Origin of the sequence: Streptomyces sp. NL15-2K (assembly GCF_030551255.1) — a bacterium.
Taxonomy (GTDB): Bacteria; Actinomycetota; Actinomycetes; order Streptomycetales; family Streptomycetaceae; genus Streptomyces.
Genome location: NZ_CP130630.1, coordinates 1,885,528 through 1,910,009 on the forward strand (window position 1 = coordinate 1,885,528; position 24,482 = coordinate 1,910,009).

General features: G+C 69.3%; 26 protein-coding genes and 2 pseudogenes. 15 read left to right on the forward strand and 13 right to left on the reverse strand.

Translation table 11 applies throughout. The annotated features are described in order from the left end of the window. Positions 1-34: 34 nt before the first annotated feature. The 6 genes from Q4V64_RS07985 to Q4V64_RS08010 all read left to right on the forward strand — a co-directional run bounded on the left by Q4V64_RS07985 (position 35) and on the right by Q4V64_RS08010 (position 4,868). Positions 35-1,138 (forward strand): tyrosine-type recombinase/integrase, encoded by a 1,104-nt coding sequence (locus tag Q4V64_RS07985; RefSeq protein ID WP_124444046.1) that lies wholly within the window; start codon positions 35-37, stop codon positions 1,136-1,138. Between the two features lie 17 nt (positions 1,139-1,155). After that, positions 1,156-1,503: a helix-turn-helix transcriptional regulator gene (locus tag Q4V64_RS07990; protein WP_172629495.1), complete on the forward strand. Its 348-nt coding sequence runs from the start codon at positions 1,156-1,158 to the stop codon at positions 1,501-1,503. Continuing rightward, positions 1,500-1,685, forward strand: a complete 186-nt coding sequence (locus Q4V64_RS07995) for a hypothetical protein (RefSeq protein WP_216377690.1) — start codon at positions 1,500-1,502, stop codon at positions 1,683-1,685. The genes Q4V64_RS07990 and Q4V64_RS07995 overlap by 4 nt, the downstream gene beginning before the upstream one ends. Continuing rightward, positions 1,679-3,913, forward strand: coding sequence for a site-specific integrase (locus Q4V64_RS08000; protein ID WP_216377689.1), 2,235 nt, complete (start codon positions 1,679-1,681; stop codon positions 3,911-3,913). Before Q4V64_RS07995 ends, Q4V64_RS08000 begins: the two co-directional genes overlap by 7 nt. Positions 3,914-3,984: 71 nt before the next feature. Further along, positions 3,985-4,485 carry a hypothetical protein gene (locus tag Q4V64_RS08005; protein ID WP_216377688.1) on the forward strand — a complete coding sequence of 167 codons (501 nt, stop codon included), beginning with the start codon at positions 3,985-3,987 and terminating at the stop codon, positions 4,483-4,485. After that, entirely contained in the window at positions 4,482-4,868 is a 387-nt protein-coding gene (locus Q4V64_RS08010) for a hypothetical protein (protein WP_124444014.1), read from the forward strand. Before Q4V64_RS08005 ends, Q4V64_RS08010 begins: the two co-directional genes overlap by 4 nt. Positions 4,869-4,880: 12 nt before the next feature. On the opposite strand, the gene Q4V64_RS08015 is transcribed toward Q4V64_RS08010, so the two are convergent. Beyond that, on the reverse strand, positions 4,881-5,603 hold the full coding sequence (locus tag Q4V64_RS08015; RefSeq protein WP_124444013.1) for a hypothetical protein: 723 nt from the start codon (positions 5,601-5,603) through the stop codon (positions 4,881-4,883). Between the two features lie 124 nt (positions 5,604-5,727). Here Q4V64_RS08015 and Q4V64_RS08020 point away from each other — a divergent pair, with 124 nt between their 5' ends. Further along, a complete protein-coding gene (locus Q4V64_RS08020) occupies positions 5,728-6,555 on the forward strand; it encodes a recombinase family protein (RefSeq protein WP_124444012.1) in 828 nt (275 codons plus the stop codon). Positions 6,556-6,856: 301 nt separating this feature from the next. Here Q4V64_RS08020 and Q4V64_RS08025 read toward each other — a convergent pair whose 3' ends face one another. After that, positions 6,857-7,597 (reverse strand): hypothetical protein, encoded by a 741-nt coding sequence (locus Q4V64_RS08025; RefSeq protein WP_124444011.1) that lies wholly within the window; start codon positions 7,595-7,597, stop codon positions 6,857-6,859. A 302-nt stretch (positions 7,598-7,899) separates the two neighbouring features. Here Q4V64_RS08025 and Q4V64_RS08030 point away from each other — a divergent pair, with 302 nt between their 5' ends. The 4 genes and pseudogenes from Q4V64_RS08030 to Q4V64_RS54825 form a co-directional block, all read left to right on the forward strand. Beyond that, on the forward strand, positions 7,900-8,289 hold the full coding sequence (locus tag Q4V64_RS08030) for a DUF4240 domain-containing protein (RefSeq protein WP_253267317.1): 390 nt from the start codon (positions 7,900-7,902) through the stop codon (positions 8,287-8,289). A 269-nt stretch (positions 8,290-8,558) separates the two neighbouring features. Next, positions 8,559-8,687, forward strand: a pseudogene (locus tag Q4V64_RS08035) (undecaprenyl-diphosphatase); the annotation flags it as partial. A 158-nt stretch (positions 8,688-8,845) separates the two neighbouring features. Further along, complete coding sequence (locus Q4V64_RS08040; RefSeq protein WP_095752478.1) at positions 8,846-9,025, forward strand: hypothetical protein; 180 nt, start codon at positions 8,846-8,848, stop codon at positions 9,023-9,025. Between the two features lie 83 nt (positions 9,026-9,108). Then, positions 9,109-9,404: pseudogene (locus tag Q4V64_RS54825) on the forward strand (chloramphenicol phosphotransferase); the annotation flags it as partial. Positions 9,405-9,630: 226 nt separating this feature from the next. Here the strand turns inward: Q4V64_RS54825 and Q4V64_RS08045 are convergent. Next, complete coding sequence (locus Q4V64_RS08045) at positions 9,631-10,251, reverse strand: DUF4291 domain-containing protein (RefSeq protein ID WP_124444009.1); 621 nt, start codon at positions 10,249-10,251, stop codon at positions 9,631-9,633. A 92-nt stretch (positions 10,252-10,343) separates the two neighbouring features. On the opposite strand from Q4V64_RS08045, the gene Q4V64_RS08050 reads away from it, so the two are divergent. Continuing rightward, complete coding sequence (locus tag Q4V64_RS08050) at positions 10,344-10,841, forward strand: nuclear transport factor 2 family protein (RefSeq protein ID WP_124444008.1); 498 nt, start codon at positions 10,344-10,346, stop codon at positions 10,839-10,841. 71 nt (positions 10,842-10,912) lie between these two features. After that, on the forward strand, positions 10,913-12,478 hold the full coding sequence (gene lnt / locus Q4V64_RS08055; protein ID WP_124444007.1) for an apolipoprotein N-acyltransferase: 1,566 nt from the start codon (positions 10,913-10,915) through the stop codon (positions 12,476-12,478). Here the strand turns inward: lnt and Q4V64_RS08060 are convergent. Next, positions 12,402-13,307 carry a Gfo/Idh/MocA family oxidoreductase gene (locus Q4V64_RS08060; RefSeq protein WP_124444006.1) on the reverse strand — a complete coding sequence of 302 codons (906 nt, stop codon included), beginning with the start codon at positions 13,305-13,307 and terminating at the stop codon, positions 12,402-12,404. The genes lnt and Q4V64_RS08060 overlap by 77 nt on opposite strands. Before the next feature lie 475 nt (positions 13,308-13,782). Between Q4V64_RS08060 and Q4V64_RS08065 the strand changes: the two genes are divergently transcribed. Both Q4V64_RS08065 and Q4V64_RS08070 read left to right on the forward strand, forming a co-directional pair. Beyond that, positions 13,783-14,295, forward strand: coding sequence for a DinB family protein (locus Q4V64_RS08065; protein ID WP_124444005.1), 513 nt, complete (start codon positions 13,783-13,785; stop codon positions 14,293-14,295). 110 nt (positions 14,296-14,405) lie between these two features. Beyond that, positions 14,406-14,909, forward strand: coding sequence for a hypothetical protein (locus Q4V64_RS08070; RefSeq protein ID WP_124444004.1), 504 nt, complete (start codon positions 14,406-14,408; stop codon positions 14,907-14,909). Positions 14,910-14,927: 18 nt separating this feature from the next. Here the strand turns inward: Q4V64_RS08070 and Q4V64_RS08075 are convergent, their stop codons facing one another. The 9 genes from Q4V64_RS08075 to Q4V64_RS08115 form a co-directional block, all read right to left on the reverse strand. After that, entirely contained in the window at positions 14,928-15,449 is a 522-nt protein-coding gene (locus Q4V64_RS08075; protein WP_124444003.1) for a tetratricopeptide repeat protein, read from the reverse strand. 113 nt (positions 15,450-15,562) lie between these two features. After that, complete coding sequence (gene ung, locus Q4V64_RS08080; RefSeq protein ID WP_124444002.1) at positions 15,563-16,246, reverse strand: uracil-DNA glycosylase; 684 nt, start codon at positions 16,244-16,246, stop codon at positions 15,563-15,565. A 107-nt stretch (positions 16,247-16,353) separates the two neighbouring features. Then, positions 16,354-17,934 carry an ABC transporter substrate-binding protein gene (locus Q4V64_RS08085; RefSeq protein ID WP_124444001.1) on the reverse strand — a complete coding sequence of 527 codons (1,581 nt, stop codon included), beginning with the start codon at positions 17,932-17,934 and terminating at the stop codon, positions 16,354-16,356. 149 nt (positions 17,935-18,083) lie between these two features. After that, complete coding sequence (locus tag Q4V64_RS08090; protein WP_124444000.1) at positions 18,084-18,842, reverse strand: SDR family oxidoreductase; 759 nt, start codon at positions 18,840-18,842, stop codon at positions 18,084-18,086. A gap of 203 nt (positions 18,843-19,045) precedes the next feature. Then, complete coding sequence (fabG, locus tag Q4V64_RS08095; RefSeq protein WP_124443999.1) at positions 19,046-19,807, reverse strand: 3-oxoacyl-ACP reductase FabG; 762 nt, start codon at positions 19,805-19,807, stop codon at positions 19,046-19,048. A 148-nt stretch (positions 19,808-19,955) separates the two neighbouring features. After that, positions 19,956-20,372, reverse strand: a complete 417-nt coding sequence (locus tag Q4V64_RS08100; protein WP_124443998.1) for a DUF3037 domain-containing protein — start codon at positions 20,370-20,372, stop codon at positions 19,956-19,958. Further along, entirely contained in the window at positions 20,369-21,124 is a 756-nt protein-coding gene (locus tag Q4V64_RS08105; protein ID WP_124443997.1) for a HipA family kinase, read from the reverse strand. The genes Q4V64_RS08100 and Q4V64_RS08105 overlap by 4 nt, the downstream gene beginning before the upstream one ends. A gap of 76 nt (positions 21,125-21,200) precedes the next feature. Further along, entirely contained in the window at positions 21,201-22,712 is a 1,512-nt protein-coding gene (locus Q4V64_RS08110) for a site-specific integrase (protein WP_303709294.1), read from the reverse strand. A gap of 156 nt (positions 22,713-22,868) precedes the next feature. Continuing rightward, positions 22,869-24,464 carry an ABC-F family ATP-binding cassette domain-containing protein gene (locus Q4V64_RS08115; protein WP_124443996.1) on the reverse strand — a complete coding sequence of 532 codons (1,596 nt, stop codon included), beginning with the start codon at positions 24,462-24,464 and terminating at the stop codon, positions 22,869-22,871. Positions 24,465-24,482: the final 18 nt, after the last annotated feature.

Below are 24,482 nucleotides of genomic sequence, written 5' to 3' on the forward strand. Positions count from 1 at the left end.
TGCAGGATCTGCCCTCCAGAAGGGATGGTCTGGAGTGGTGCATCAGCGCAATGTTGCTCTGGCGGGGTCGGCTCATCTGGAGCTCGTCTCCGATGTGGTCCAACTTCGTCCCGAGGACGCGATGTTCGACGCGATGCTGCGAGGGTGGCGGGCTCAGCAGTTATCGCGTGGGCTGAAGGACGACACGATCGGATACCGGGAACGGCTGATCCGCCGGTTCCTTGAGTACGCGAACGAGTACCCGTGGCAGTGGTCGCCGGGGCACATGGACGAGTGGTCGGCCTATCTGACGGGCGAGAGGAACCTGGCGCCGTCCACGATCCGCAGTTACCAGGGCGACGTCCGGCTGTTCACTGAGTTCCTCGTCGATGGCCGGTATGGCTGGGCGACGGCCTGCGAGGATGCCTTCGGGGCCCATCCGGTGGCGATCTGCCACGAGTGGAACACCATTGCCCACCTCAGCGACTACGAGGGCAACCCGGAGGCCAGGCCATTCACCCGGGCGGAACTCCAGCTCTTCCTCGACTACGCCGACGACCAGGTCGAGCGCGCGGTTCGGTCCAAACGCAAGGGCGCTCTTGCCGCTTACCGGGATGCCACTATCTTCAAGGTGATCTACGGGTGGGGCCTGCGACGCACCGAGACGTCCAAGTTGGACGTGGTGGACTTCGGGCGGAATCCGAAGGCGCCTCAGTTCGGCCGGTACGGCACGCTCAACGTCCGTTACGGCAAGGCGAAGAAAGGGCAGGCGCCTCGGCGCCGGAACGTGCTGTCGGTGATGGACTGGGCGGTGGAGGCAGTCGCCGACTACGTCGAGAACGTCCGGCCGCGGTTCGGCTGTGAAGACCACCCGGCTTTGTGGGTGACCGAGCGGGGCGGCCGGGTCAAACCCTCTGAGATCAACGCCCGGTTCGTGGCCTACCGGGACGCGCTGAAGCTCCCGAAGGAACTGGTCCCCCATTCCGCCAGACATTCATATGTCACGCATCTGACGGAAGACGGGGTGGACCGGCGTTTCATCCAGCAGCAGGTCGGCCACGAATGCGACAGCTCCACCGCCATCTACACCCACGTCAGCGACGACTTCATGAACACTGCCCTGAGCAAAGCGCTGGCTCCGGCACTCGCCGGTGTGTGACGAGGAGGGTTCTGCTGATGGCCGCCAAGCTCGACTACCACTGGCATCTGCGCAAGGTGATGGCAGACCGCGGGATGTTTTCCACGACCGACCTCATCCCGCCGCTGGCGGAGCGCGGCATCACCCTGTCGACGAGCCAGGTCTACCGGCTCGTCGTCGAACGGCCCGAACGGCTCAGCCTGAAGATCCTCATGGCCCTGCTCGACATCCTCGACTGCACCATGGACGACCTCATCGAGCCCGTCGCCGCGGCCGGCTCCGCAAGGAAGCCGAAGAAGGCGGCCTCCGGCGGAACGTCCGCAGCCGGGGGTATCGCCGGCCTGCGGCCCAAACGGGCCCGCATCAGCAACACCGATCGCTCGTGACGGCACCCGGCCGCCCGAACCAGGCCGTCTGCGACCCCGTCGGGCTGATGGTGGACCTCGTCACCGCGGTCGAGGATCACGTCGAGGTCGAACAGATTCGCGCCGTGGTCGTCAGTGTCGCGGGCGGCCGCGCGAAGGCACGGCGTCTGGCCACCGCGCTGGCCGAGCGACCGCGGTGCTGACCGACGGACGCTCCCCCGCCCCGAAGGCGGTCGGTGACCTGCTGATCGCCCTGAACAAGGCCGGAGCCACGGCGGTCGCCCTGCCCCGTTGCGCGAAGTGCGGCAAGCCGATGCAATACCTCCAACGCCTGGACCAGGACTGGTTCTGCGTGCTGTGCCATGGCCAACGTGAAGCATGCACATCCTGCGGAAACGTACGCCGGGTCTTCGCGCGCGACCGCTGCGGACAGCCCTACTGCACGTCCTGCCCAGATCCCGACGGCAGAGATCCCGTCGCAGTGATCCACACCGTGGTCACCGCGCTGGACGCCAACGCGGACCCGGAAGTGGTCGCTGAGGCGGTCCGTCAGGCGACGGCCAGGCCGTCCTCCCGCCGGAAGCTCGCCTGGGCGTTAGAGGACAATCCCCGCCTGCTCACAGGGCACGGCCACCTCACTCCGCTCCGCACGGTGCTGCCGTTGATCGAACACCTCGCACAAGCCGGGATCGCCGGGATCGTCCGCCCCACCTGCCCGCGCTGTCACCGAGCGGTCCGCATCGACAAGGCCATCGACGGACAGCGGCTCTGCCGCTCCTGCTTCGCCAAAGCCCACACAGCCGAGTGCTCCCGCTGCGGCGCCCTTCGTGAGCCCGCCACTCGCGACGCGCAGGGCCGGCCGCTGTGTCCGAACTGCCTGATCAACGACCCGGCGAATCTGGAGACCTGCACTGATTGCGGCGAACGCCGCAAGGTCCACACCCGCACCTCTGACGGACCCCTCTGCCGAAAATGCCGCCCCCTGCCGATCCTGACCTGCTTGATCTGCGACCGCACCACAGGCTGCACTCTCTCCCGGCTCACAGGATCCCCTCGCTGCCGGGCCTGCATGCAACGACGCTCACGATGCACCCGCTGCCACCGAGTCCGGCAGATCCACTCCGGCACCCTCGAACAGCCCCTCTGCGGCCCCTGCACCAACCCAACGGACGACCTCTGGCAGCCCTGCCCCGGCTGCGGATCCACCGAACGACTCAACGCATCGCGCCGCTGCCTCCGGTGTGTTCTCCACCGCCGGCTGGAGGAGCTGATACCCGCATCGAACAGCACCATCCCGGCCCAGCTACGCGTCCTACGCGAAGCACTGGCATCCGCCGAACGGCCGAAGTCAGCCCTTCAGTGGCTGGCGGTCAACACCGTCTCCACCGCCCTCAAAGACATCTCCGCGGGGCGGCGCGAACTCACTCACCAGGCACTCGACGAAATGCCGGCCGGCAAAGCGCTGGACCATTTCCGCAGCGTCCTGGTCGCCACCGGCGCCCTGCCGGCCCGGGACGAACATCTGGCCCGCCTCGAACAGCTCGTGACCGAGCTGATTGCCGCACATCCAGATCACGAAGTACGCCAGATCCTGCACCGCTACGCGATCTGGCACCTCCTGCGCCGGCTCCGCCGCCGCACTAAGGACACCGAGACCACACACCAGCAGCTGATCACGGTCCGCAGCCATCTGCGAGCCGCCGCCGGATTCCTCGACTGGCTCGCCGCCCAGCAACTGACCCTGGCCACCTGCCGCCAAGCGGACCTGGAGCGATGGCTCACCAGTGATCACGCCAGCCTCCGGGACACGACAGGTCACTTCATCCGCTGGGCTGTCAAACACAAGGCAGCCCAGCGCCTCAGCTTCCCGGCAGTGCGATGGGCCGGCCCCTCGCGGCCTCTCGACGGCGAATCACGCTGGTCCATCGCCCGCCGCCTGCTGCACGACGACGCACTCGCACCCGAAGACCGCCTGGCCGGGCTGTTTTTGCTCCTCTATGCCCAGACACCCGCCACGATCAGCCGCCTCACCATCGACCGGATCCGACAGGCCGATGGAGCGGTGACCATCGGCTTCGGCAGCGTCCCCATCGCCCTGCCTGACCCGCTCGCCAACCTCGCCACTCAGCAAGTTGCTCTCCGCCGCGGACACCCTGTCCTCGTCCCGACCCCCTCGGTCTGGCTCTTCCCGGGGCGCCAACCCGGCCGCCCCATCAGCACATCGGCGATGGGCGACCGACTCCGGAAGCTCGGCATCGGCCCAGCCGAGACGCGATCAACCGCTCTCTTCCAACTGGCCGCCGACCTGCCCGCTGCTGTCCTCGCCCGCACGCTCGGGATCCACATCAGCGTGGCCGTCCAATGGCAGCGAGCCGCCGCCGGTGACTGGGCCTCCTACGCCGCCGAGGTCGGCCGCAGACAGAGCACATGAGCCAGGCATTCCGACAGTTCCAATAACCGACTCCACCATCAGGCACCAGCGCGTCCGGCTTCCGGGCAGAGGTGGAGAGTGAGCAGGCCCTGAGCCGCGGAGAGTTCTACGCGGAGAAGATCGAGGCCCACGAGCACACCGGCTTCAAGGGGCCCTCGGCGGAGGAAGCAGCCAGTCGGCTTCAGGACTTCGGTGAACGCGCCCAGTTCCAGGGGCAGTTGGCACTCGACAAGAACCGACTCAAGCGGATCATGAAACGCAACGATCCAGCGGTCTATCCCGGCACCTACATCACCTGCGTCCACGACCCTGCCAAGGCACTCTGCGAGAAGGCCCGGCGAGGCCGCGGCGAAGGACTTCCCGAGCACGGCGGCTGCCTGCCGCTGGCCTGCCGGAACGTCGCGCTGACCATCGAGAACACGCAGGCATGGCAGCGCGAGCTCGCGTGGATCGAGCGTCGCCTCGCAGGCCGGCCGCTGCTGCCCCCACTGCTGCTTCACCGGCTCAACGGACGCCGGGCCGAGATCACGGATTTCCTGGGCAGCAACGGAATCCCGGTGATCAGCCCATGACGGACATGCACCAGGGAGTTCCCGACGCCCTCGTCCGCAAGCGCATGGAGGAGATGCTGGCCGCCTGCCACGACTCCAACCGCCGACCGAGCGTCCTCGCATTCGCCCGCAGCCTGGGCATCAGCAACACGACCTTCCGCCGCCGCTACCCCGACCTCGTCCAGGAAATCACCGCCCGCCGAACGGCCCCCTCCGCAGAGCAAGTACAGGAACCATCCCCCCTGGACACACTGACCGCCCGCAACGCGAAACTCCGGCGCCGCAACCGAGAGCTCACCGCTGCCCTCGCCCTCGCCACTGCCCAGATCCAGTACGTCACCCTCGAAAACGTCCGCTTCCGAGAGGCACTCGAAGTCCAGCAAGCAGTCACTCGCCTCCGCTGACGCCCATGGCGCTCAGGATTCGTAAGGCGAGCGGCCGTCGTGATAGCCAGCTATGGCAGCCCAGCGCAGCCAGTACCGGCCGTCCTGTGTGTGTCCGCGCGCCAAAAGGCGTCTCCCCAGCTCCAGTTGGGCGTGATGATCACCGCTGGCGGGATCGTCGGGCCGCGCGCGCCGCAGGAGGGCGATGTCCCGGGGATACGCCTGCTCCCACTGCTGCTGGGCGGATTGGGGCACGGTGGCAGTTTCCTGGTACTCACGCTGTCGTTGGTCCTGTTCCCAGCGCGCGTTCTCCGCGTTCCAGCGTGGTCCCGACCGCCGCGGCCATCCCAGCGTCCGTGGCCGCCGCCGCTGTGCACGAACCGTGCGGCGCGCCTCCTCCAGATGACGCAGCCTTCGGCTGGGGAGAAAGGGCCTGAAGGGGTGCTGGGCGGCGACCAGGACACAGGCCCGGTAAGAGGATTGAGGACCGACGGCGAAGGGGGTGACGGGGGCGTCGGCCTTGTCCTGGGCCGACCGTGTCTGGTGCTCGTAGAGAGTCAGCAGAACGGCTCGGCGTACCACCAGAGGCCGGTAGGGCGGGTCCCAGGGAAACACCCGCAAGGTGTCGAGGACCAGCGTCGCTTCATGCGTGATGACGGCGTGCAGGTCGTCGTACGCCTTCCTGAACGCGTAGGATGGATACCTTCGATGCCAGCGGCGCACCCTCCGGTGACACCAGACCTTCCACACCTTCACGCATCCCCCGGCACCTTCGTCGGCTGTCCGTGAGGCCATGGTGGCAGACCGGCCCGGGACCGCTCCCGAAGTGTCAGCGCCGCGCGGCGCGCTTGCGAACACCTGACGCACAAGGACGCGCACGATCAGTCAGGGGCGACCTGAGTGCCCCAGCCGCCTCCACCCGCTCCAACGCCCCCAGTTCGGCGAGCTGCTGGCGTACGCGCGGCCGGGCGACACCGTGCACATCTCCGAGATGCTCCGCCTCGTACGCGGCACCGGGCAGATCCTCGACGTTCTCGACATCCTTCACCGCGACCGCCTCGCCCTGCGCATCCACGACGGCGCGTTCTCCGCGATGGACCTCACCGCCCGCCACCCGCGCACCGGCGAGCTGCTGTCCACCGTGAAGTTCATGGTGCAGACCCTCGCCGCCGCCGGCGAACTCCAGCGAGACCTCCAGCGGGAACTGACCTTCGACGGACTACGGGCCGCCGAGGCCAAGGGCAACAAGGGCGGACGCCGACCGGCTGTCACGGGCGAGACGACCGCCGACGTGCGCGCCGCATACCTCGACGGCCGGTCCATCGCCGCCCTGGCCCGCGAGCACAGCGTCAGCCGCGGCGCCGTCCGCACCGCCGTCGCTGACCTCATGCCCGAGCACTTCGCAGCCGACGAAGATATGACGGCCCCTGAGCTGCCCGTCTCCCTCGACATGCCCGGCAAAGTCGCCAACTTCCTCCGCGCCACCGAGTTGGAGCCCACCGAGCGCGCCGCGCTCGACCACGGCGTGATCGTACGACGCGGCCAGGGCTACACCCTCCGTGTCAGCACCACGACCGCGGTCCACCGGGCCCTCGACGGCACCTCGGCCATCCCGGCACAGCGCAAGGCCCGCCGCGAGTACGCGAACCGCGTCAACCTGCATGCTCCCGCTACGGACCTCGGCAGTCAGTCACGTTCTGCTACATGACGGGTGGCGGCAGCTATACGAGAACACGGCCACCTCCGCCAGGCCGGCTCCGGCAGCTGAGGCGGGCCCGGTCAACGGTCAGACACCAACCCCGTCCACAACATGGGCATCCACGTCGGCGGCATGGTGCTGACCCGCCAGCCGCTGGGAGAGGTGATGCCTGTAGGGTCCGCGACTTCATGCGCACTGCGTCCTGCGGAAACGCTGTAATCCGGGCTTGATGCGCAATGGGCGCGTCGGCTGGGGATGCGCAATCCGCTCCGGATGGCATTGTGCGGTGGTCACGGTGCGTCGTCGTGCCTCAGCTGGTGTGCTCCGCGGCCGACGCTTTCCTGGGCCCAGTCAGACGGACGGGTGAATGCTGGCGAGAGGTTCTGTAGTGGTTCAAGTACGCATGCTGGTCTTCGTCGAGTGAGGGTTTGTCCTCGCTCTCGACTGCCTCGCTGATGCGGTTCTCGATCCAGAAGCGGTAGGCCCACTCCTCGAAGGTTGGAGCGCAGTACTGGAGAGCCTCCATCTGCTCGTCCAAGTCGTCGATGTCACTGTTCCCGTTGAACTCGCCGCCGCTGTCGTGGGCTTCGTACTCATACTCGTACTCCAGGTGGGAGTGCACCACGAAGGCCGAGCTGCCGGGACGCAGGTAGAAGTACCAAAGGACGCAGTCCTGTTGGTCGCGGAAGAAGCGGACAAGGAACGCGCCGGGCTCGACCGGACTGGGTATTGGCTTGGAAAGGCTGCTCCAGCAGCAAGTCAGCGACTGGTCGCTCAGGATGTCTGGAAGGTTCGCCGAAGTGAAGTAGGTGATGAAGTCCTGGGGGAGCGAAAGCCTCTTCCGGTCCAGCTCCTCCGTCACTGTTCGAAGTTCGGTGACGCGGTCCACAGAGGTCCCGGTACGCGCCCCGAGCCATTCGAAGGTCCCCTTGAAACGTCGTTCGTCCAACGGCGGCAAGGAATCGTGGGAGTAGTGGTCGTAGGTGTTGGGACAGGAACGATGACCACTCAGATCGCTTCCGCACCAGCTGGCCTCGAAGCGGATGTTCATCTGATTCCTTCCGTGTCTCGCCGATCTGTTGTCGCCGAGCGAGAGATCCGGTCATCGTACTGATCGCAGTGACTTGGCTTGGCTGTCAGACCTGCCTGCCATAGTGCCGCTGTGGATGACGAGATCTTCTGGAACATGATCGAGAGCTGCCGGCGGCAGACTCAGGACCCGGACGAGCGCCTGGCCCGGCTGCGGGGGCAGCTGGCCCTTCGGTCTGAGTTGGACGCCGTGCGGTCCAAATATCTCTGGATCGTGTCCTCGCCCCGACATTCACTTGGGACCTGTGGGCAGCCGCGGATCGGATCCTGGGCTGGTGTTCCGACGACAGCTTCTTCTACTTCCGGCTGTGGCTGGTAGGGCTTGGCCGAGACATGTTCGGGCGGGTGGCCCGGGAACCGGACGCGCTGGCCGAGGCGCCGGAGGTTCAACGCCTTGCAGGGCGGTCCCCGAGGTCCTGGACGGACCACGAGTGGCCCGAGTGGGAGGAACTGGACTATGTCGCGGGGCAAGCGTTCGAGGACGTGACCGGCAAGACTCACGACGACTTTAACGACGCCATCGGTGCCCAGAACTTCGAGGATCCCGAGCCGAAGGACCCGGCTGGTGAACGCTGGGACGTGAATCGCGGCGAGGAAACCGCGCGTCGCTTGCCACGACTCAGCGCACTGTTTCCCGTCTCTGAGGCAAAGTGACGGGCTCACGGTGCACCTTGTCGTCAAGGAGGGTAAGGAGGCGCTCGGCTTCGATGAGGAATTCCGGGCCGCCTTCGGTCACGGCCCGGGGCCACCCTGCGTGCTTCTCCCCGAAAGACCACAAGAGATCAACACCGACGGCTACAGGCAGCGACCATTGCGCACCGAGCCCCGGATTTGCGCATTCACTGCGCATCCTCAGCCGACGTTGCGCATTGGATCGTGGACCCTACAAAGCCGCTGGAGTGGGCCACCGCCCAAGGCCGCTGTTCATGAAGTTCATCTCCACCAAGAGCTTCATGCCCTTCGTGTGGTACCGCATAGCGCTCGGTGTGGTCATCATCGCCCTGGTCGCCATGGGCGCCCTGAGCCCCCACGCGGCCGAGTCGGCGGGCTGACGCCCAGCCCGGGGCCCTGACGCAGCGATTCGCGAGGTGTACGACGGCTTGCGGCGGGCCGGTAGGCGCGCCGCGGGCGCGTGCCCGTGACCAATCACATACAGGATCAGTAGCCGTCCGGTAGCGGACGGTCAGTGCTTGGCCCTAGGCTTGTGCGCATGTCCCCCGATTCCGTGACCCCTGGTTCCGTGCGGTCTGCTGCCGAACTCAACGAGCAGATCCGGGCCCTCTGGCTGCGTGCGGGCGGCACCCTCTCGACCCAGGAGCGCGCTGAGTACGAGCTGTTGGTGGTCGAGTGGGCGGCCGCGATCCGCGGAGACGTCATCGAGGCGGCCTGAAGCCGACGCTCCGGGCGCCTGGCCGCCCGTAAGATCCGCCCGGTGGAACACCTGGACAGCGTGCCGCCCCGCCAGGGCCTCGGCTGCCCGTCGACGCGTTCCACGCGACGCGCTCCCGTCATCCGGTTCCGCCGGACGAGTTCGGCACCGTCCTTCACCGCACCTGGCGGGGCTTCCACCGGGCGATCGCCGGCCGAGTGGCGGCTGAAGGACTGCCTGTCGCTGTTCGTGCCGGAGGACGTCGTGCTCGTCGGCGTGCACTGCTCCCGCCGAGGAACTGGACCGCAGGGAGCGCGAGTGCGCCCGCCGTATCAAGAGCTTCCTGCCCACCAGACCCAGGCCGACCGCCTTCGAACGGCTGCGGGCGGCCACGCTCTGAGCCTCACGGTCCGGTCGCCCGTCGTGGCGTGCGTCCGGTGTCCCGCCCGGTGACCGAGCGGCCGCCGGCATTCCGCCACCTCCCGGCGCCGCCGTCGTCCCGGACATGCCCCGCCACCACGTGGTGCTCCCGTGCCCGTGCCCCCGTGCCCCCGTGCCCCCGTGCCCCCGTGTCCCCTGTCCCGCGAGCCGCGTGCGGGAGGGCCGATGGCCGATGGCCGATCACTCTAGGCTCGCAGCCGCGCGAGAACCGCCTCGTCGACGGGATACGCCCGCTCCTCGGGCAACAGCCCGGCGGCCCGCTCCAGTTCACCCGCACGGACCAGCCCGTGGATCTCCGCGGCGAGCGGCGTCACGTCCTCGATGCCCACGATCCACTCGTCGGCGTACCGCGCCGCCGCCTCCCCCGCGAGACCCAGCTGCAGCGACCGGTACGGCAGGGGCCTGAAACGCAGATCACGCTCGGGATCCCACTGCACGCGCGTGGGCGCCTGCTTCAACTGCCGACTCCAGGCGGCCCGGTCGCCGTGCAGGTCGGCCACGAAGTGCGACAGACACGCGTGGCGCAGCGCCCAGACGAAGCCCTCCCGGCTGATCTCGACGGCCAGGACGGTCTCCTGGTCCCCCTTCGTGCCCCAGCCGCAGCGGTACATCATCCAGAGGAACGACGGCTTGATCCAGGTCATCCGCTCCCGCTTCCAGGACGCCGGGAAGCGACCGTCACGGGCGGCGGCCCGGCCGATCTCGGGCCGGTACGCCTGGTAGACGGTGATCGTGGACTCCGTATGGCGGGCACGTACACGGAACTTGGGCTCTCGCCCGGCGGCAGGGACTGACTGATCGTTCACACGGACAGAATCGGCCCTCGCAACCGGTCACGGCCACCGAATATCGCCGCGTCCCCCTTGGCGGTGTCCGCCCGATGCCCAACACTGAGCCGATGACGCAGCGTATGGAGCTCGCCACCGTGATGGACCGGCTGGCAGTGGACGGATTGATCACCGACTACGCGGTGGCGGTGGACGACGGCGACTGGGAGGCGTACCGGGGACTGTTCGCACCCGACGGCCGCGCGGACTACCGCTCGGCCGGCGGCATCGAGGGCGACGCCGGGAAGGTCGCCGCGTGGCTCGCGGAGAGCATGCGGCTGTTCGCGATGCGCCAGCATCTGATCGTCAACCGCCGGCTCCGCTTCGGCACCCTGGAACAGGACACCGGCGACACGGCCCGCGTGCAGGCCGACTACATCAATCCGATGCGCCTCGCGGCAGGCGGAGACGGGGCCGCCGGCGGCTCGACCGCCCCCGACATCGTGTGCGGCGGCCGGTACGTCTTCGGGTTGCTGCGCACGTACGACGGCTGGCGGCTGCGCGAGGTGATCGTGCAGGAGAAGTGGCGCCGCCAACCGAACGGGCACCCCGATCCTATGATCAACTGAGCGGACGCCCCCTGTCCCTGGGTCATCCGCTGTAGGCACACTGGAGACACCCGTGGGGTAGGAGGAGCCGTATGAAGACGTTCGGCAACTGGCTCACCTCCCCGTGGCGGCGTTCGGCCGTCGCCGCGCTGGCGGGCTCACTGCCCGTGCTCGCCTTTCCCGCGCCGTCCCTGTGGTGGTGCGCCTATGTCGCCCTCGTCCCCTGGATCCTGCTCGTCCGCTCGGCGCCCACCTGGAAGCGGGCGGCGTACGACGGCTGGTCCGGCGGGTTCGGCTTCATGCTGGCGATGCATCACTGGCTGCTGCCGAGCCTGCACGTCTTCACGTTCGTCATCGCCGCGCTACTGGGCGCGCTGTGGGCCCCGTGGGGCTGGATGGTGCGCCGCTGCCTCGCCGGAACGCCCTCCCGCGGCCGGATCGCGGCCGCCCTCCTCGTCCTGCCGTCGGGCTGGCTCGCCGTCGAGCTGGTCCGCTCCTGGCAGGGGCTCGGCGGGCCCTGGGGCATGCTCGGGTCCACCCAGTGGCAGGTGGAACCGGCGCTGCGGCTGGCTTCGGTGGGCGGGGTGTGGCTGCTCAGCTTCCTGGTGGTGGCCGTCAACGTGGCCGTCGCCGTTCTCGTCGCCGTGCGCGAGTCCCGGATACCGGCCGTGGCCTGCCTCGTCGCCACGGCGGCCGTTACCTCGGCGGCCTGGGAGTGGTCGCCACGTCCCGATACCGACGGCCGGGTCAGGATCGCGGTCGTCCAGCCGGGCGTGGTGACCGGCGGCAACCCCCGGTTCGAGCGCGAGGAGCAGCTGACCCGGCGGCTCGTCGGCCAGGACGTCGATCTGATCGTCTGGGGTGAGAGCAGCGTCGGCTTCGATCTGGGCCGACGGCCCGACCTCGCGCGACGGATCGCCGCGCTCTCCAGTGAGACCGGCGCGGACATACTGGTCAACGTGGACGCCCGGCGCTCCGACAAACCCGGCATCTACAAGAGCTCGATCCTGGTCGGCCCCGACGGCCTCACCGGCGACCGCTACGACAAGATGCGGCTCGTGCCCTTCGGCGAGTACATCCCGGCCCGCTCCCTGCTCGGCTGGGCGACCTCCGTCGGCAAGGCAGCGGGCGAGGACCGCAGGAAAGGCTCCGAGCAGGTGGTGATGAACGTCGGGAACGGGCTGCGCGTCGGGCCGATGGTGTGCTTCGAGACCGCCTTCCCCGACATGACCCGCCATCTCACCGAGGACGGCGCCGACGTACTGATCGGCCAGTCGGCCACCTCGACCTTCCAGCAGAGCTGGGCCCCCGAGCAGCACGCCTCGCTGGCCGCGCTGCGCGCCGCCGAGACCGGCCGCCCGATGGTGCACGCGACACTGACGGGCGTGTCCGCCGTCTACAGCGCCAGTGGACAGCGCGTCGGCCCGTGGCTCGGCACCGATGCCAGCACCGCCCAGGTGTACGACGTCCCGCTGGCGCACGGCACCACCCCGTACGTCCGCTACGGCGACTGGACCGTGAAGGCGGCGCTGATGATCCTCGTCGCGTGGGCCGCCGCCGAGAGCGTACGGTCGCTGCGGGTCAGGCGGCCCGCTCCCGCACCGCGTGTACCACCCGCTCGCACAGTTCGTGAGTCGCCAGCGCGTCCCGGGCGCTGAGCACCTTGCCCGCGCGCACGGCGTCGAGGAAGGCGAGCACGGCCTGCTCGATGCCGCGCTGCCGGGCCACCGGCACCCAGTCACCGCGCCGCCGCACGGTCGGCTGGCCCTTGTGGTCGATCACCTCGGCGAGGTTGACCACCTGACGCTTGGTGTCCTGACCGGACACCTCCAGGATCTCCTCCGCCGATCCGCTCAGCCGGTTCATCACGCCGAGCGCGGTGAAGCCGTCCCCGGCGAGCTGGAGCACCACGTGGTGCAGCAGGCCGTTCTCCGTGCGGGCGCGCACGGTCACGTCGTCGATGGGGCCGGGCACGAGGAAGCGCAGGGTGTCCACGACGTGGATGAAGTCGTCGAGGATCATCGTGCGTGGCTCCTCCGGGAGCCCGATCCGGTTCTTCTGCATGAGGATCAGCTCGCGCGGGTGCTCGGCACACTGCGCGTATCCGGGGGCGTACCGTCGGTTGAAGCCGACGGCGAGGCTCACGTTCCGCTCCTCGGCCAGCGCCACCAGCCGCTCGGAGTCGGCGAGTTCGTAGGCGAGCGGCTTGTCGACGTATGTGGGGACGCCCGCCTCGAGCAGCCTGCCGACGATGTCGGGGTGCACGACGGTGGGCGCGTGCACGAAGGCGGCGTCGAGGTCCTGGGCGAGCAGGGAGTCGAGGTCGGCGTGGCGTTGTCCGTCGGGGAGGTGGAGGCTGTCGGCGACCCGGGTGAGCGTGGCGGGCGTGCGGGTCTGCAGGTGCAGCTCGACGCCCGGACGGCCGCCCAGCACCGGCAGATACGCCTTCTGCGCGATGTCACCGAGTCCGATGCAGCCGACCTTCACGGGGGTCTCCTCTAACGGTTGCCTGCCGGGGCCACGCCGGAAGCATAAGGCTGCTGCGGCGTCCGCCGGTCGGCGATGCCCTCGAAGCTTCGCAGGAAGAGGCCCGGTATCGCCTTTGCCTGCTTGCCGCCCTGCCCGAGCGTCGGGGGCGTGCGGCGTCGCCGACGAGGGCGACCCGGCCTCGGTGGCAGGCGAGTGGGCCGCCGAAGCACTCAGCGGCCTCGGCGCTGGATCGCGAGAGCCGGCGCCCGCCCGGAGCGTTGTGCTGTCCGGCGTCGCCGTTCCTGGACGGCGGCGGATCTCGCTCGCCGACACCGCTCTCGCCCTGCTCGCCGAGCGCGGGATGCGCGGCTCACCCACCGGGCGGTCGACGAGGCGGCCGGGACGGCGAGCACGCGCGCGTGCTCGCCGCACGGCGCTCCCGAGGACGCGAAAACCCCTGGAGGCCTCGGGTGAGGTGAGTCAGGATGCGGGGATGACCACCGAACGCCGTGAACCCGCCACCAACGCCGATGAACGCACCATGCTGGAGGGCTGGCTGGAGTACCACCGGCAGACCCTGGCGTGGAAGTGCGAGGGCCTGACCGACGCCCAGCTCAGGACCGCCTCGGTGGAGCCGTCCGAGCTGTCCCTGATGGGGCTGGTGCGGCACATGGCGGAGGTGGAGAGGAGCTGGTTCCGCAGAGTTCTGGTGAACGACGACGCGGGACCCATCTACTACAGCGACGCCGACCCGGAGGGCGAGTTCCACCTCACCGAGGCGGACACCTGGGAGGAGGCGTACGGCACCTGGCAGGCGGAGATCGAGGCCGCCCGGCGCAACGCGGCCCGGTTCGCTCTGGACGACATCTCCGAGGGCAAGCACCGACGCTCCGGCGAGCGCTTCAACCTGCGTTGGATCCACACCCACATGATCGAGGAGTACGCGCGCCACAACGGCCACGCCGACCTGCTCCGCGAGCGCATCGACGGCGCCACGGGCGACTGACGTCAGCCGCGAGACCCCGGCGCCGCCGTACGGGGCCGGGGATCACCCGTGTGGGGCATCCTCCGCTTGTCCGCTGTCCAAAGGCCGCCCGACCCAGCAGAGTTGCGCGCGTGCATCGAACGACGACCACCGCAACGCTCCTGGTCACCGTGGCAGTCTCGGCCCTCTCCGGCTGTGTGACGGTCCAGCGCCCGCCCGCCTCCGGCCCGACGGCGGTACCGTCGCAGCCGCCGGCGCCCCGCCCGGACGACCCGTCCCGCCCGGACGACCGGGCGAAGCCGCAGGTCGTGCAGGCGCCGGCCCGCGAGGCCCTGGAGATGATCGGCCCGTCCCGCCTGCCGCGACCGGCCGCGCCCGCTCCTCGCAGCGCCGCCCCCTCGGCCGCGGCACCGGCGCGGAAGCAGCCGCCCGGCCGCTCCCACCCCCGACCGGCCCACCCCGACCCCCGGCGGCCCGAGGCCCGGCGGCCCCCGCAGCCGCGCATCGAGGTCCCCGACGTGCCCAAGACGGTCCCGGGGAACCAGCAGGACGTCTGCGCCCTCGGCAAGCGGTACGGCGGCTGGCGCGCGGACAGTCCGGAGGCGATGATCTGCCGGCAGGCGTACGGGCGTTGAGGCGACGGAGGTGACCGCTCAGGGTCGCTGTCGCGGCGGCCCCCAGGCTCCCCCACCGGAGGAGTCCCCCTCGCCCAGCCGCAGCTCCAACCGGCTGATCGCCGCCCGCACCCCGTCCCCGTACCGGTCGTCGCCGAGCTCATCGGCCGCTCCCCGCGCCCGGCGCAGATGCGTGCGGGCGGTCTCCGCGCGGCCGAGCTTCACATAGTCGGCGGCCAGATTCAGGTGCAGGGAGGGATACAGCGCCCGCACCGCGAGCGTCCCCTCGTGCTCGGCGAGCCGGTCCCCCGTCAGTTCCTCGGCGGCCGCCAGTGCCCGGAGGTCCCAGGCGAGTTCGTCCCAGGGATCGTCCTGGGTGTCGGCCAGGTAGTGCGCGAGGGTGCAGCGGTGCAGCGGGTCGCCGTACTCGCCGATCTCCGCCCACAGGTCGAGGAAACGGTGCCGGGCCTCCTCGCGGTCCCCCGCGTGGTGCAGGATGACGACCTGCCCGATCCGCGTCATCACGGCGTCCGCGGCCGTCTGCTCCTGTCGTTCGGCCACCCGGTCCTCCGCGCGCTCGTCGGCTGTCCCTGCCGACGCTAATGCCACCGGCGGACAATTCCGGTCAGGCGGCACCGGGCCGGTTCGACGGGGAACCGGCCCGGCAGCGGCCGTCAGCCGAGGTTCGGGATGCGCCAGTCGATCGGCTCGTGGCCCTGCCGCGCGACCGCCTGGTTGATCTGCGTGAACGGACGCGAGCCGAAGAACTTCTTCGCCGACAGCGGGGAGGGGTGAGCGCCCTTGACGACCACGTGCCGCGTCTCGTCGATCAGCGGGAGCTTCTTCTGCGCGTAGTTGCCCCACAGCACGAAGACCGCCGGGTCGGGCCGGTCGGCCACCGCGCGGATCACCGCGTCGGTGAACTTCTCCCAGCCGCGGCCCTTGTGCGAGTTGGCCTCGCCGGCCCGGACCGTGAGCACCGCGTTGAGCAGCAGGACGCCCTGTCGTGCCCAGGGCATCAGATAGCCGTTGTCCGGGACGGGCAGGCCGAGCTCCTCCTGCATCTCCTTGTAGATGTTGCGCAGCGACGGCGGCGTCTTCACCCCGGGACGGACCGAGAAGCACAGGCCGTGGCCCTGGCCCTCGCCGTGGTACGGGTCCTGGCCGAGGACGAGGACCTTCACCCGCTCGTACGGCGTGGCGTCCAGCGCGGCGAAGACCTCCTCGCGCGGAGGGTAGACGGGACCCTTCGCCCGCTCCTCCTCGACGAACTCCGTCAGCTCCTTGAAGTAGGGCTGCTGGAGCTCGTTGCCCAGGACCCCGCGCCAGGACTCGGGCAGCATGGCGATGTCGGTCACGTCGACTTCCTTACGGTGTGCGGTCACTGGGACGTGCGCTCACGTCCAGGCCACAGAACCTACAGCCGAGCACTGACAGCCGGCCCCGCGGACCGCACTACCGGCCCCTACCAGCTGGCCTTCCGGTACAGCTCCCACATGACCATCATCGTCGCCGGGTCGATGACCTTCTCCAGACCCGCGATCTCCTCGTTCGCGGCCACGTACTGCTTGCCCTGCCACAGAGGCAGCAACCGCGCGTCGTCCACGAAGATCTGCTGGGCCTCCTCGATCTGCTTGGCCACGGCCCCGCGGTCGCTCTCCGCGCGCGACTCCGGCAACAGCTTGCCGGTGATCTCGGGTGCGTCGTACGGGGTACCGAGCGCGTTCTGCTCGCCCACGAAGGGCGCGATGAAGTTGTCGGCGTCGTTGAAGTCGGGGAACCAACCACGCCCGAACACCGGGTACTCGCCCTTCTGGTATCCCTCCACGTAGCTCTTCCAGGGGCGGCTCTTGAGGGTGACCGTGAACAAGCCGGAGGCCTCGAGCTGCCGCTTCAGCTCCTCGAAGGCGGGCTTGGTCGTCGAGCCGTAGCGGTCGCTCGTGTACCAGAGCTTCAGCGGGACCCGATCGGTGATGCCCGCTTCCGTGAGGATCCGCTTGGCCTTCGACACACTGGGGGCACCGAATTCGTCGAAGAAGCCCGTGGTGTGGCCCACCAGACCCCTGGGGATCATGGAGTACAGCGGCTCGACGGTGTCCTTGTAGATGTTGTGCGCGAGCGCCGGGCGGTCGACGACCTGGGCGACCGCCTTGCGGACCGCGGGCTTCGCGGCCCACGGGTCGCTGGGGTTGAAGACCAGGTAACTGATCTCGGTGGTGGGGTTCTCGACGAGCTGGAGCCCCTCCGCCTTCTGGTTGGCCTCGATGTCCACGGTGTCCGAGGCGCCGAGACCGCGGTAGATGACAGCGATCTGCTTGTCCTTGAGGGCCTTGACCATCTCGTCCGACTGCTGGAAGTAGCGGATGGTGACGGCGCTGTTCTTGCGGTCCGCTATGCCGTTGTAGTTGTCGTTGCGGACGAGCTCGGCCTTCTTGCCCTCCTCGTAGGAGGCAAGACTGTAGGGCCCCGAGCCGCTGACCTTTCCGTCCTTGCGGAGCGCGTCCGCGGGGTACTCCTCGGGATCCACGATCGACATGGCGGGCGTGGTCAGCACCAGGGGGAAGGTCGCGTCAGGCTGGTTGAGATGGAAGACGACCTCACGGTCGCCCTTCACCTGCACCCGCGACAGAGTCCCCAGCAGACCCGCGGGACCGCCATTGACGTTGATCTTCTTGATCCGGTCGATCGAGTGTTTGACGGCCGTGGCGTCCAGCGTGTGCCCGTCGGAGAACTTCAGGTCCTTGCGCAGCGTGCAGCTGTACGCGGTGCTCGAATCGTCCGTGAAACCACAGCGCTCGGCGGCGTCGGGCTCGGGCTCGGTCGCACCGGGGCTGTAGTTCAGGAGGGTTTGGTACACATTGCGGAACAGCTCCCAGGAGCTGTCCCAGGAAGCCGCGGGATCCAAGGTGGCCGGGGCACTGGTGGTCCCCACGACGATCGGCGCCTCGTCTCCGGAGGCATCCGAGGAGAACACACCACATCCGGCCACCATGGATATGGACGCGAGGGCCGCGAGCGGCGGCAGGTATCGGTTCCGCATGAACACGCGCTTGCTCCTCGAAATGCCGTACCAAGGGTCGGCAGACCATACCGCAGCGCTCCGCCCGCTGAACCTCCACGGGCCTGTGACGTCTCCTGCACTTCGACACGGGCCCTGTTTTCGTCAACGAGCGCCCGTGCCGAGTTTCGCGAAGGTCAGCCCACGCCGGCGTTGAGGAAGATCCCGCCGTCCACGACGAGCGTCTGGCCGGTGATCCAGTCGGACTGTGACGAGGTGAGGAACGCGGCGGCGCCGCCGATGTCGGAGGGCACACCGAGCCGGCCCAGCGGGTAGGCCGCGGAGGCCTCCTCCTCCCGGCCCTCGTACAGGGCTTTCGCGAACTGGGTCTTCACCACGGCCGGGGCGATCGCGTTGACCCGCACCTTGGGCGCGTACTCGTGCGCCAGCTGGAGGGTCAGGTTGATCATCGCGGCCTTGCTGATGCCGTACGCGCCGATGAAGGGCGAGGCGGAGACGCCCGCGACGGAGGCGATGTTGACGATCGCGCCGCCGTTGTCCTTCTGCCAGGCGTGCCAGGTCTTCTGCGCGAAGCCGAGCGCCGAGACGACGTTGGTCTCGAAGACCTTGCGCGCCACGTCCAGGTCGAGGTCGGCGATCGGCCCGAACACCGGGTTGGTCCCGGCGTTGTTGACCAGGAAGTCGACGCGCCCGAAGGCCGCCATGGTCCGCTCGACGGCGACGGCCTGGTGGGCCTCGTCGTGGGCCTTGCCGGCGACGCCGATGACGCGGTCGGCGCCGAGCTTCTCGACGGCCTCCTTGAGGGCCTCCTCATTGCGGCCGGTGATGCACACGCGGTCACCGCGCGCGATGAGCGCCTCGGCGACGCCGTAGCCGATGCCTCGGCTGGCGCCCGTGACGAGCGCGACCTTGCCGGAGAGTTCCACCGAAGTCATGTCGTTATCCCCTGGTTTCCCTGGTTCCGCTGGTTCCGCTAGTGCCGCGGCAGGCAACGTTTGCCCGTCAAGGAGCGGCGTCCGGTGCGTGCTCTCGGCGTGCCGGGCGCAGGCCCTCGTACTGGATGTACTTGGGTCTGTGCCCGGTGCGGCGAGAGTGCGTGCCGGGCGTCGCGACGGGGCAAACGTTGCCTGCCGCGGCACTAGTCGAGCGGTCCGCCGGCGACGTACAGGACCTGACCGGAGACGAACCCGGCGGCCTCGCCCGTGAAGAAGGCGATCGCGTTGGCGATGTCGTCCGGCTCGCCGACGCGCTGCACCGGGATCTGGGTGGCGGCCGCGGCCTTGAAGTCCTCGAAGCCCATGCCGACGCGGTCGGCGGTGGCCTTGGTCATCTCGGTGGCGATGAAGCCGGGGGCGACGGCGTTGGCCGTGATGCCGAACTTGCCGAGTTCCTTGGCGAGGGTCTTGGTGAAGCCCTGCAGTCCGGCCTTGGCGGCGGAGTAGTTGACCTGGCCGCGGTTGCCGAGCGCGGAGGACGAGGAGAGGTTGACGATCCGGCCGAAGCCCGCGTCGACCATGTGCTTCTGGCAGGCCTTCGACATCAGGAAGGCGCCGCGCAGGTGCACGTTCATGACCGTGTCCCACTCGGAGACGCTCATCTTGAACAGCAGGTTGTCGCGCAGCACGCCCGCGTTGTTGACCAGGATGGTCGGCGCGCCGAGCTCCTGGGCGATGCGCGCCACGGCCGCCTCGACCTGTGCCTCGTCGGACACGTCGCAGCCGACCGCGAGGGCCTTGCCGCCCGCCGCGGTGATCTTCTCCACGGTGTCCTTGCAGGCGGCCTCGTCGAGGTCGATCACGGCGACCGCGCGGCCCTCGGCGGCCAGTCGTACGGCGGTGGCGGCGCCGATGCCGCGCGCCCCTCCGGTGACCACGGCGACCCGCTGCTCAGTGCTGGACATTGCTGTTCTCCTCGCCCTTGAGAAAGCCCTTGGAAAGCCCTTTGAAAGGGTACGCCCCTATGGTGAGCGACCGCTTAGTACCTTCAGCAGAGGTGACGCTAGAAGCCCTGGCACGCGGTGTCAACGGCAACCGGGTGCGTGTGATCGATTACCTGACCAGGAGGTCCAGCAACCGGTCCGCCTCCGCGGCCGGATCGGTGGTCAGTCCCGTGTGCACGGGCCCCGGCTGGACGACCGTCGAACGAGGCGCGATGAGCCAGCGGAAACGCCGCCCCGCGTCGTCGCGCGCGGCCTGCCCCGCCGCCTCCCCGCCGGCGCAGACCCCTTCGACGGCGCGGAGCGCGGCGCGCACACCGGCCACGTCCACGGCCGGGTCGAGCGCCAGCAGCCGCGCCTCGTCGAGGTGGGTACGCGCGCCGACGTAGGCCTGGGCGCGGCAGTACACCAGCACGCCCGCGTTGACACACTCGCCGCGCTCGACGCGGGGTACGACGCGCAGGAGGGCGTACTCGAAGACGTCCCGGCCGCTGCCCTGCCCCGGCTTGATGATGTGGCGCTCGCTCACTTGGCCCCCTCGATGCGGTCGTGGATGACGCTGGCCCGGGCCAGCAGGGGCCGCGCGTAGGCCTGCCGGAGGGCGTCCGGCGTGTCGAAGCCGGGCTCGTCGGCCAGCCAGGCGTCCGGGATCTCGGAGGTGACCTCGGCGAGGAGTTCCTCGGTGACCAGCGGCGCCAGTTCGGCGGCGGCCCGGGCGACATCCGGCGCGAAGGGCTCGAGGGCGTGGTCCGAGGCGTCGTACGGCCGGGCGGCGGAGGTCTCGGCGCCGGGCCAGTTGTGGTGCCAGATCATGGTGGCGCCGTGGTCGATGAGCCACACCTCGCCCCGCCACATCAGCAGGTTGGGGTTGCGCCAGGAGCGGTCGACGTTGTTCACCAGGGCGTCGAACCAGACGATCCGCCCGGCTTCCTCGGGGCTCACCGCGAAGGCGAGGGGGTCGAAGCCGAGCGCGCCGGACAGGAAGTCCATGCCGAGGTTGGTGCCGCCGCTGGACTTCAGCAGCTCCTGCACCTGCTGGTCGGGTTCGCCGAGCCCCAGCACCGGGTCGAGGTCGATCGTCACCAGCCGGGGCATCCGGAAGCCGAGCCGGCGGGCGAGTTCCCCGCAGACGACCTCCGCGACCAGCGTCTTGCGGCCCTGCCCGGCGCCGGTGAATTTCATGACGTACGTCCCGTGGTCGTCGGCCTCGACGAGCCCCGGCAGCGACCCGCCCTCACGCAGGGGCGTGATGTAGCGGGTCGCGGTGACCTCTTTCAGCATTTCCCCAGGCCACCCATCTCTTCAACCTTGCAATCCACGACCACCGCCGGAGGAGCGCCACAGCGGGAATGACCCGTCAACGGCCCTGGGGAGAATCTGGGGAGTTTCGACTGGCATGCACCTCTCCCCGCATCCCGAGCAGTCCGTCGATGGCGGTTCGCCCCTTGCTTCCTGCCTCCGGCATGAAGTGAGCATAGTAACCAAGGGTGATCGCGGGCGAAGAGTGCCCGAGCCACCGCGCCAAGGTCACGACGGACTCTCCGGCCTCCAGCATCAGCGAGGCATAGGTGTGCCGCAGCACGTGGAAGCCGTCCTTGGGGGCCGCCGCCCACTGCCAGGGTTTCGCTCCCTTGGCGCGCGGCGGGATGATGCCGGCCTCGGCCAACGCGGGCTTCCAGGTGTAGGTGTTCCACGTATTCACCGCGACGGCGTTGCCGAATCGTGTGGTGACGAGCAGCGAGAACTTCCTCCCCGGCCCCTCCGGCTTCCCCCATGGGAGCTCCACTTCCACCGGCGGGAATGTCTCGACGTGGCGCTTCAACTCCTCGGCGACTGAGGAGGGCATGTCGACGACACGGGTCTTCTTCCCCTTGGGCAGGGTGAAGTGCAGCCTCCCTTTGATCGCCTGGACTTGGCGGCGGACATGAAGTGCGCCTTTAGCGAAGTCGATGTCCTCCGGGCTCAGACCGAACACCTCGCCCTGACGGAGCCCGCACCCCAGACCGAGGACGACGGTTATCCGGTTGCGCGGGTTGATGACGTCGCGGACTCGCAGCGCCGTCGCCAACAGCCAAGCCTCGCGGCGCTCCTGTGGCGCCTTGGGCCACCGCACGGACTTCGCGTGCATAGGGTTCCCGGCAAGCCGCTTGTCATCGACGGCCGCCTCAAGAATGGAGGAGAGCTCGGACAGGATGCCGCGCTGGTAGTCGACCGAGGAGACGGTTGACTCCAACTTGGCTATGTACGCGCGCAGATCCGCCGCCGTGATGTTCCTGAGGGGGAGTTGGCCCAGGTGCGGAATGATGTGCAGTCGCGCTCGCCGCTCCTGGTTCTGCCGGGTCTTCGGAGCACCGCCTCTCCCCGGCGCCCAGTGCATCGCGATGTAGTCGGCCAGCGTGATGGATCCGTCGCGCGGGTCCACAAACTCGCCGCGCTCCTCGTCCGTGGCTGCCCGACGAACGGACTGCTTCAGGCCGGGCTCGGCTCGTGCCCGGTGAGCGCCGCCGGGTCGTGCCGAGCCCAGATCACGCAATGGCCCTCCTTCTCGCCGTCGGCCGCCGCCTGCGCAGCACGCGTACGACGAGGATGCCCCGCCCACGACCACGACTACGGCCGTCCCAAGGTCAAAGAGCGCGACGGTGCGGCCCATCCCCACGATCAGGGCGTCTCCCGCCTCGCCCTCATCCGGCGCCAGCAGGTGCAGACTCCGGCAAGCGGACGGCCTGGCAGCGGCCCGGTCGCCGTCGGTGACGTGGAACTGGAACGCGTTGGTCAGGGTGTCGTCATCGGCGGCGGTGGGGATACTGAGAGTGGTGATGCCCTCACGCAGTGGGGTGACGGCCGCGCACACCACCGAGCCTTCAAACACCGTCGGCCGACCTACGGCACCACCGCGGTGCCGTAGGTCGCTCGGCGGCTGACCGCGGCATCCTCGACGCCGCGGTCGGGACTCTGCGTGACTGGCCCTGTCGCGGCAGGTGCGTTTTTGCCGCCTCGCAGTGTCACGTATAGGGGCTACGGACTGTCAGGCCAGTGCCACTAGATCGGCGTACGTATCGTTCCACATGTCCTCCACCCCGTCGGGCAGCAGGATGATGCGCTCCGGCTGGAGTGCCTCGACGGCGCCCTCGTCGTGTGTGACGAGGACGACGGAGCCCTGGTAGGTGCGCAGCGCGCCGAGGATCTCTTCACGGCTGGCCGGGTCGAGGTTGTTGGTCGGCTCGTCCAGCAGCAGCACATTGGCCGAGGAGACGACCAGGGTGGCCAGCGCCAGTCGGGTCTTCTCGCCTCCGGACAGCACACCCGCCGGCTTGTCGACGTCGTCGCCGGAGAACAGGAACGACCCGAGGACCTTGCGGAGTTCCCCCAGGTCCAGGCCGGGTGCAGACGCGCGCATGTTCTCCAGCACCGTGCGGCCGGAGTCCAGAGTCTCGTGCTCCTGCGCGTAGTAGCCGATCTTCAGGCCGTGGCCCGCGACCACTTGGCCGGTGTCGGGTTTCTCCACGCCGGCCAGGAGCCGCAGCAGGGTGGTTTTCCCGGCGCCGTTGAGGCCGAGGATCACCACGCGGGAGCCCTTGTCGATGGCCAGGTCGACGCCGGCGAAGACCTCCAGTGAGCCGTACGCCTTCGACAGGCCCTCGGCCGTCAGTGGCGTCTTGCCGCAGGGTGCCGGTTCGGGGAAGCGGAGCCTGGCCACCTTGTCGGCACGCCGCTCCTCCTCCAGGCCCGCCAGCAGTCGTTCCGCGCGCCGGGCCATGTTCTGCGCGGCGACCGCTTTGGTCCCCGCGCGCAGCCGGTTGGCCTGATAGGTGAGGGCGGCGGCCTTTCGCTCGGCGTTGCTGCGTTCCCGCCGCCGGCGGCGCTCGTCGGCGCTGCTCTGGGCCTGGTACCGCTTCCAGCCCATGTTGTAGATGTCCAGGGCGCAGCGGTTCGCGTCCAGGCGGAACACCTTGTTGACCGTCGTCTCGATCAGGTCGACGTCGTGGGAGATGACGACGAACCCGCCCTGGTAGCGCTTGAGGAAGTCGCGCAGCCACAGGATGGAGTCGGCGTCGAGGTGGTTGGTGGGCTCGTCCAGCAGCAGCACGTCGGCGTCGGAGAACAGGATGCGGGCCAGTTCCACGCGCCTGCGCTGGCCGCCGGACAGGGTGCGCAGCGGCTGGTCCAGGATCCGGTCGGGCAGGCCGAGGCTGGCGGCGATGGTGGCGGCCTCGGCCTCGGCGGCGTAGCCGCCCTTGGCGAGGAACTCGCTCTCCAGCCGCTCGTAGGTGCGCAGTGCCTTCTGCCGGGCGGTGTCGGGTCCGTCCGCGAGGCGGTGCTGGCAGTCGCGCATGGCCCGCATCACCGTGTCCAGTGCGCGTGCGGACAGGATCCGGTCCAGCGCCAGGACGTCCGGGTCCCCGGTGCGCGGGTCCTGCGGCAGATAGCCGACCGCCCCGGAGCGGGTGACGGTGCCGCCGGCCGAAGGGCCTTCGCCGGCCAGGCACTTGGTGAGGGTGGTCTTGCCCGCGCCGTTGCGGCCGATGAGGCCGATGCGGTCGCCCTTGGCGATGCGGAAGGACGACGGCTGGAGCAGGACGCGGGCGCCGACGCGCAGTTCGAGGTCGGTGGCGGTGATCACGGGAAGCAGGGCTCCGGG

What these genes read in the sequence shown, in the direction of transcription:
- fabG (WP_124443999.1), bottom strand. Translation starts at nt 19,807, where the DNA reads ATGTCCAGCACTGAGCAGCGGGTCGCCGTGGTCACCGGAGGGGCGCGC.
- Q4V64_RS08065 (WP_124444005.1), top strand. Translation starts at nt 13,783, where the DNA reads ATGACCACCGAACGCCGTGAACCCGCCACCAACGCCGATGAACGCACC.
- Q4V64_RS08040 (WP_095752478.1), top strand. Translation starts at nt 8,846, where the DNA reads ATGTCCCCCGATTCCGTGACCCCTGGTTCCGTGCGGTCTGCTGCCGAA.
- Q4V64_RS08050 (WP_124444008.1), top strand. Translation starts at nt 10,344, where the DNA reads ATGACGCAGCGTATGGAGCTCGCCACCGTGATGGACCGGCTGGCAGTG.
- Q4V64_RS08105 (WP_124443997.1), bottom strand. Translation starts at nt 21,124, where the DNA reads ATGCTGAAAGAGGTCACCGCGACCCGCTACATCACGCCCCTGCGTGAG.
- Q4V64_RS08090 (WP_124444000.1), bottom strand. Translation starts at nt 18,842, where the DNA reads ATGACTTCGGTGGAACTCTCCGGCAAGGTCGCGCTCGTCACGGGCGCC.
- Q4V64_RS08025 (WP_124444011.1), bottom strand. Translation starts at nt 7,597, where the DNA reads ATGAACATCCGCTTCGAGGCCAGCTGGTGCGGAAGCGATCTGAGTGGT.
- Q4V64_RS07990 (WP_172629495.1), top strand. Translation starts at nt 1,156, where the DNA reads ATGGCCGCCAAGCTCGACTACCACTGGCATCTGCGCAAGGTGATGGCA.
- lnt (WP_124444007.1), top strand. Translation starts at nt 10,913, where the DNA reads ATGAAGACGTTCGGCAACTGGCTCACCTCCCCGTGGCGGCGTTCGGCC.
- Q4V64_RS08010 (WP_124444014.1), top strand. Translation starts at nt 4,482, where the DNA reads ATGACGGACATGCACCAGGGAGTTCCCGACGCCCTCGTCCGCAAGCGC.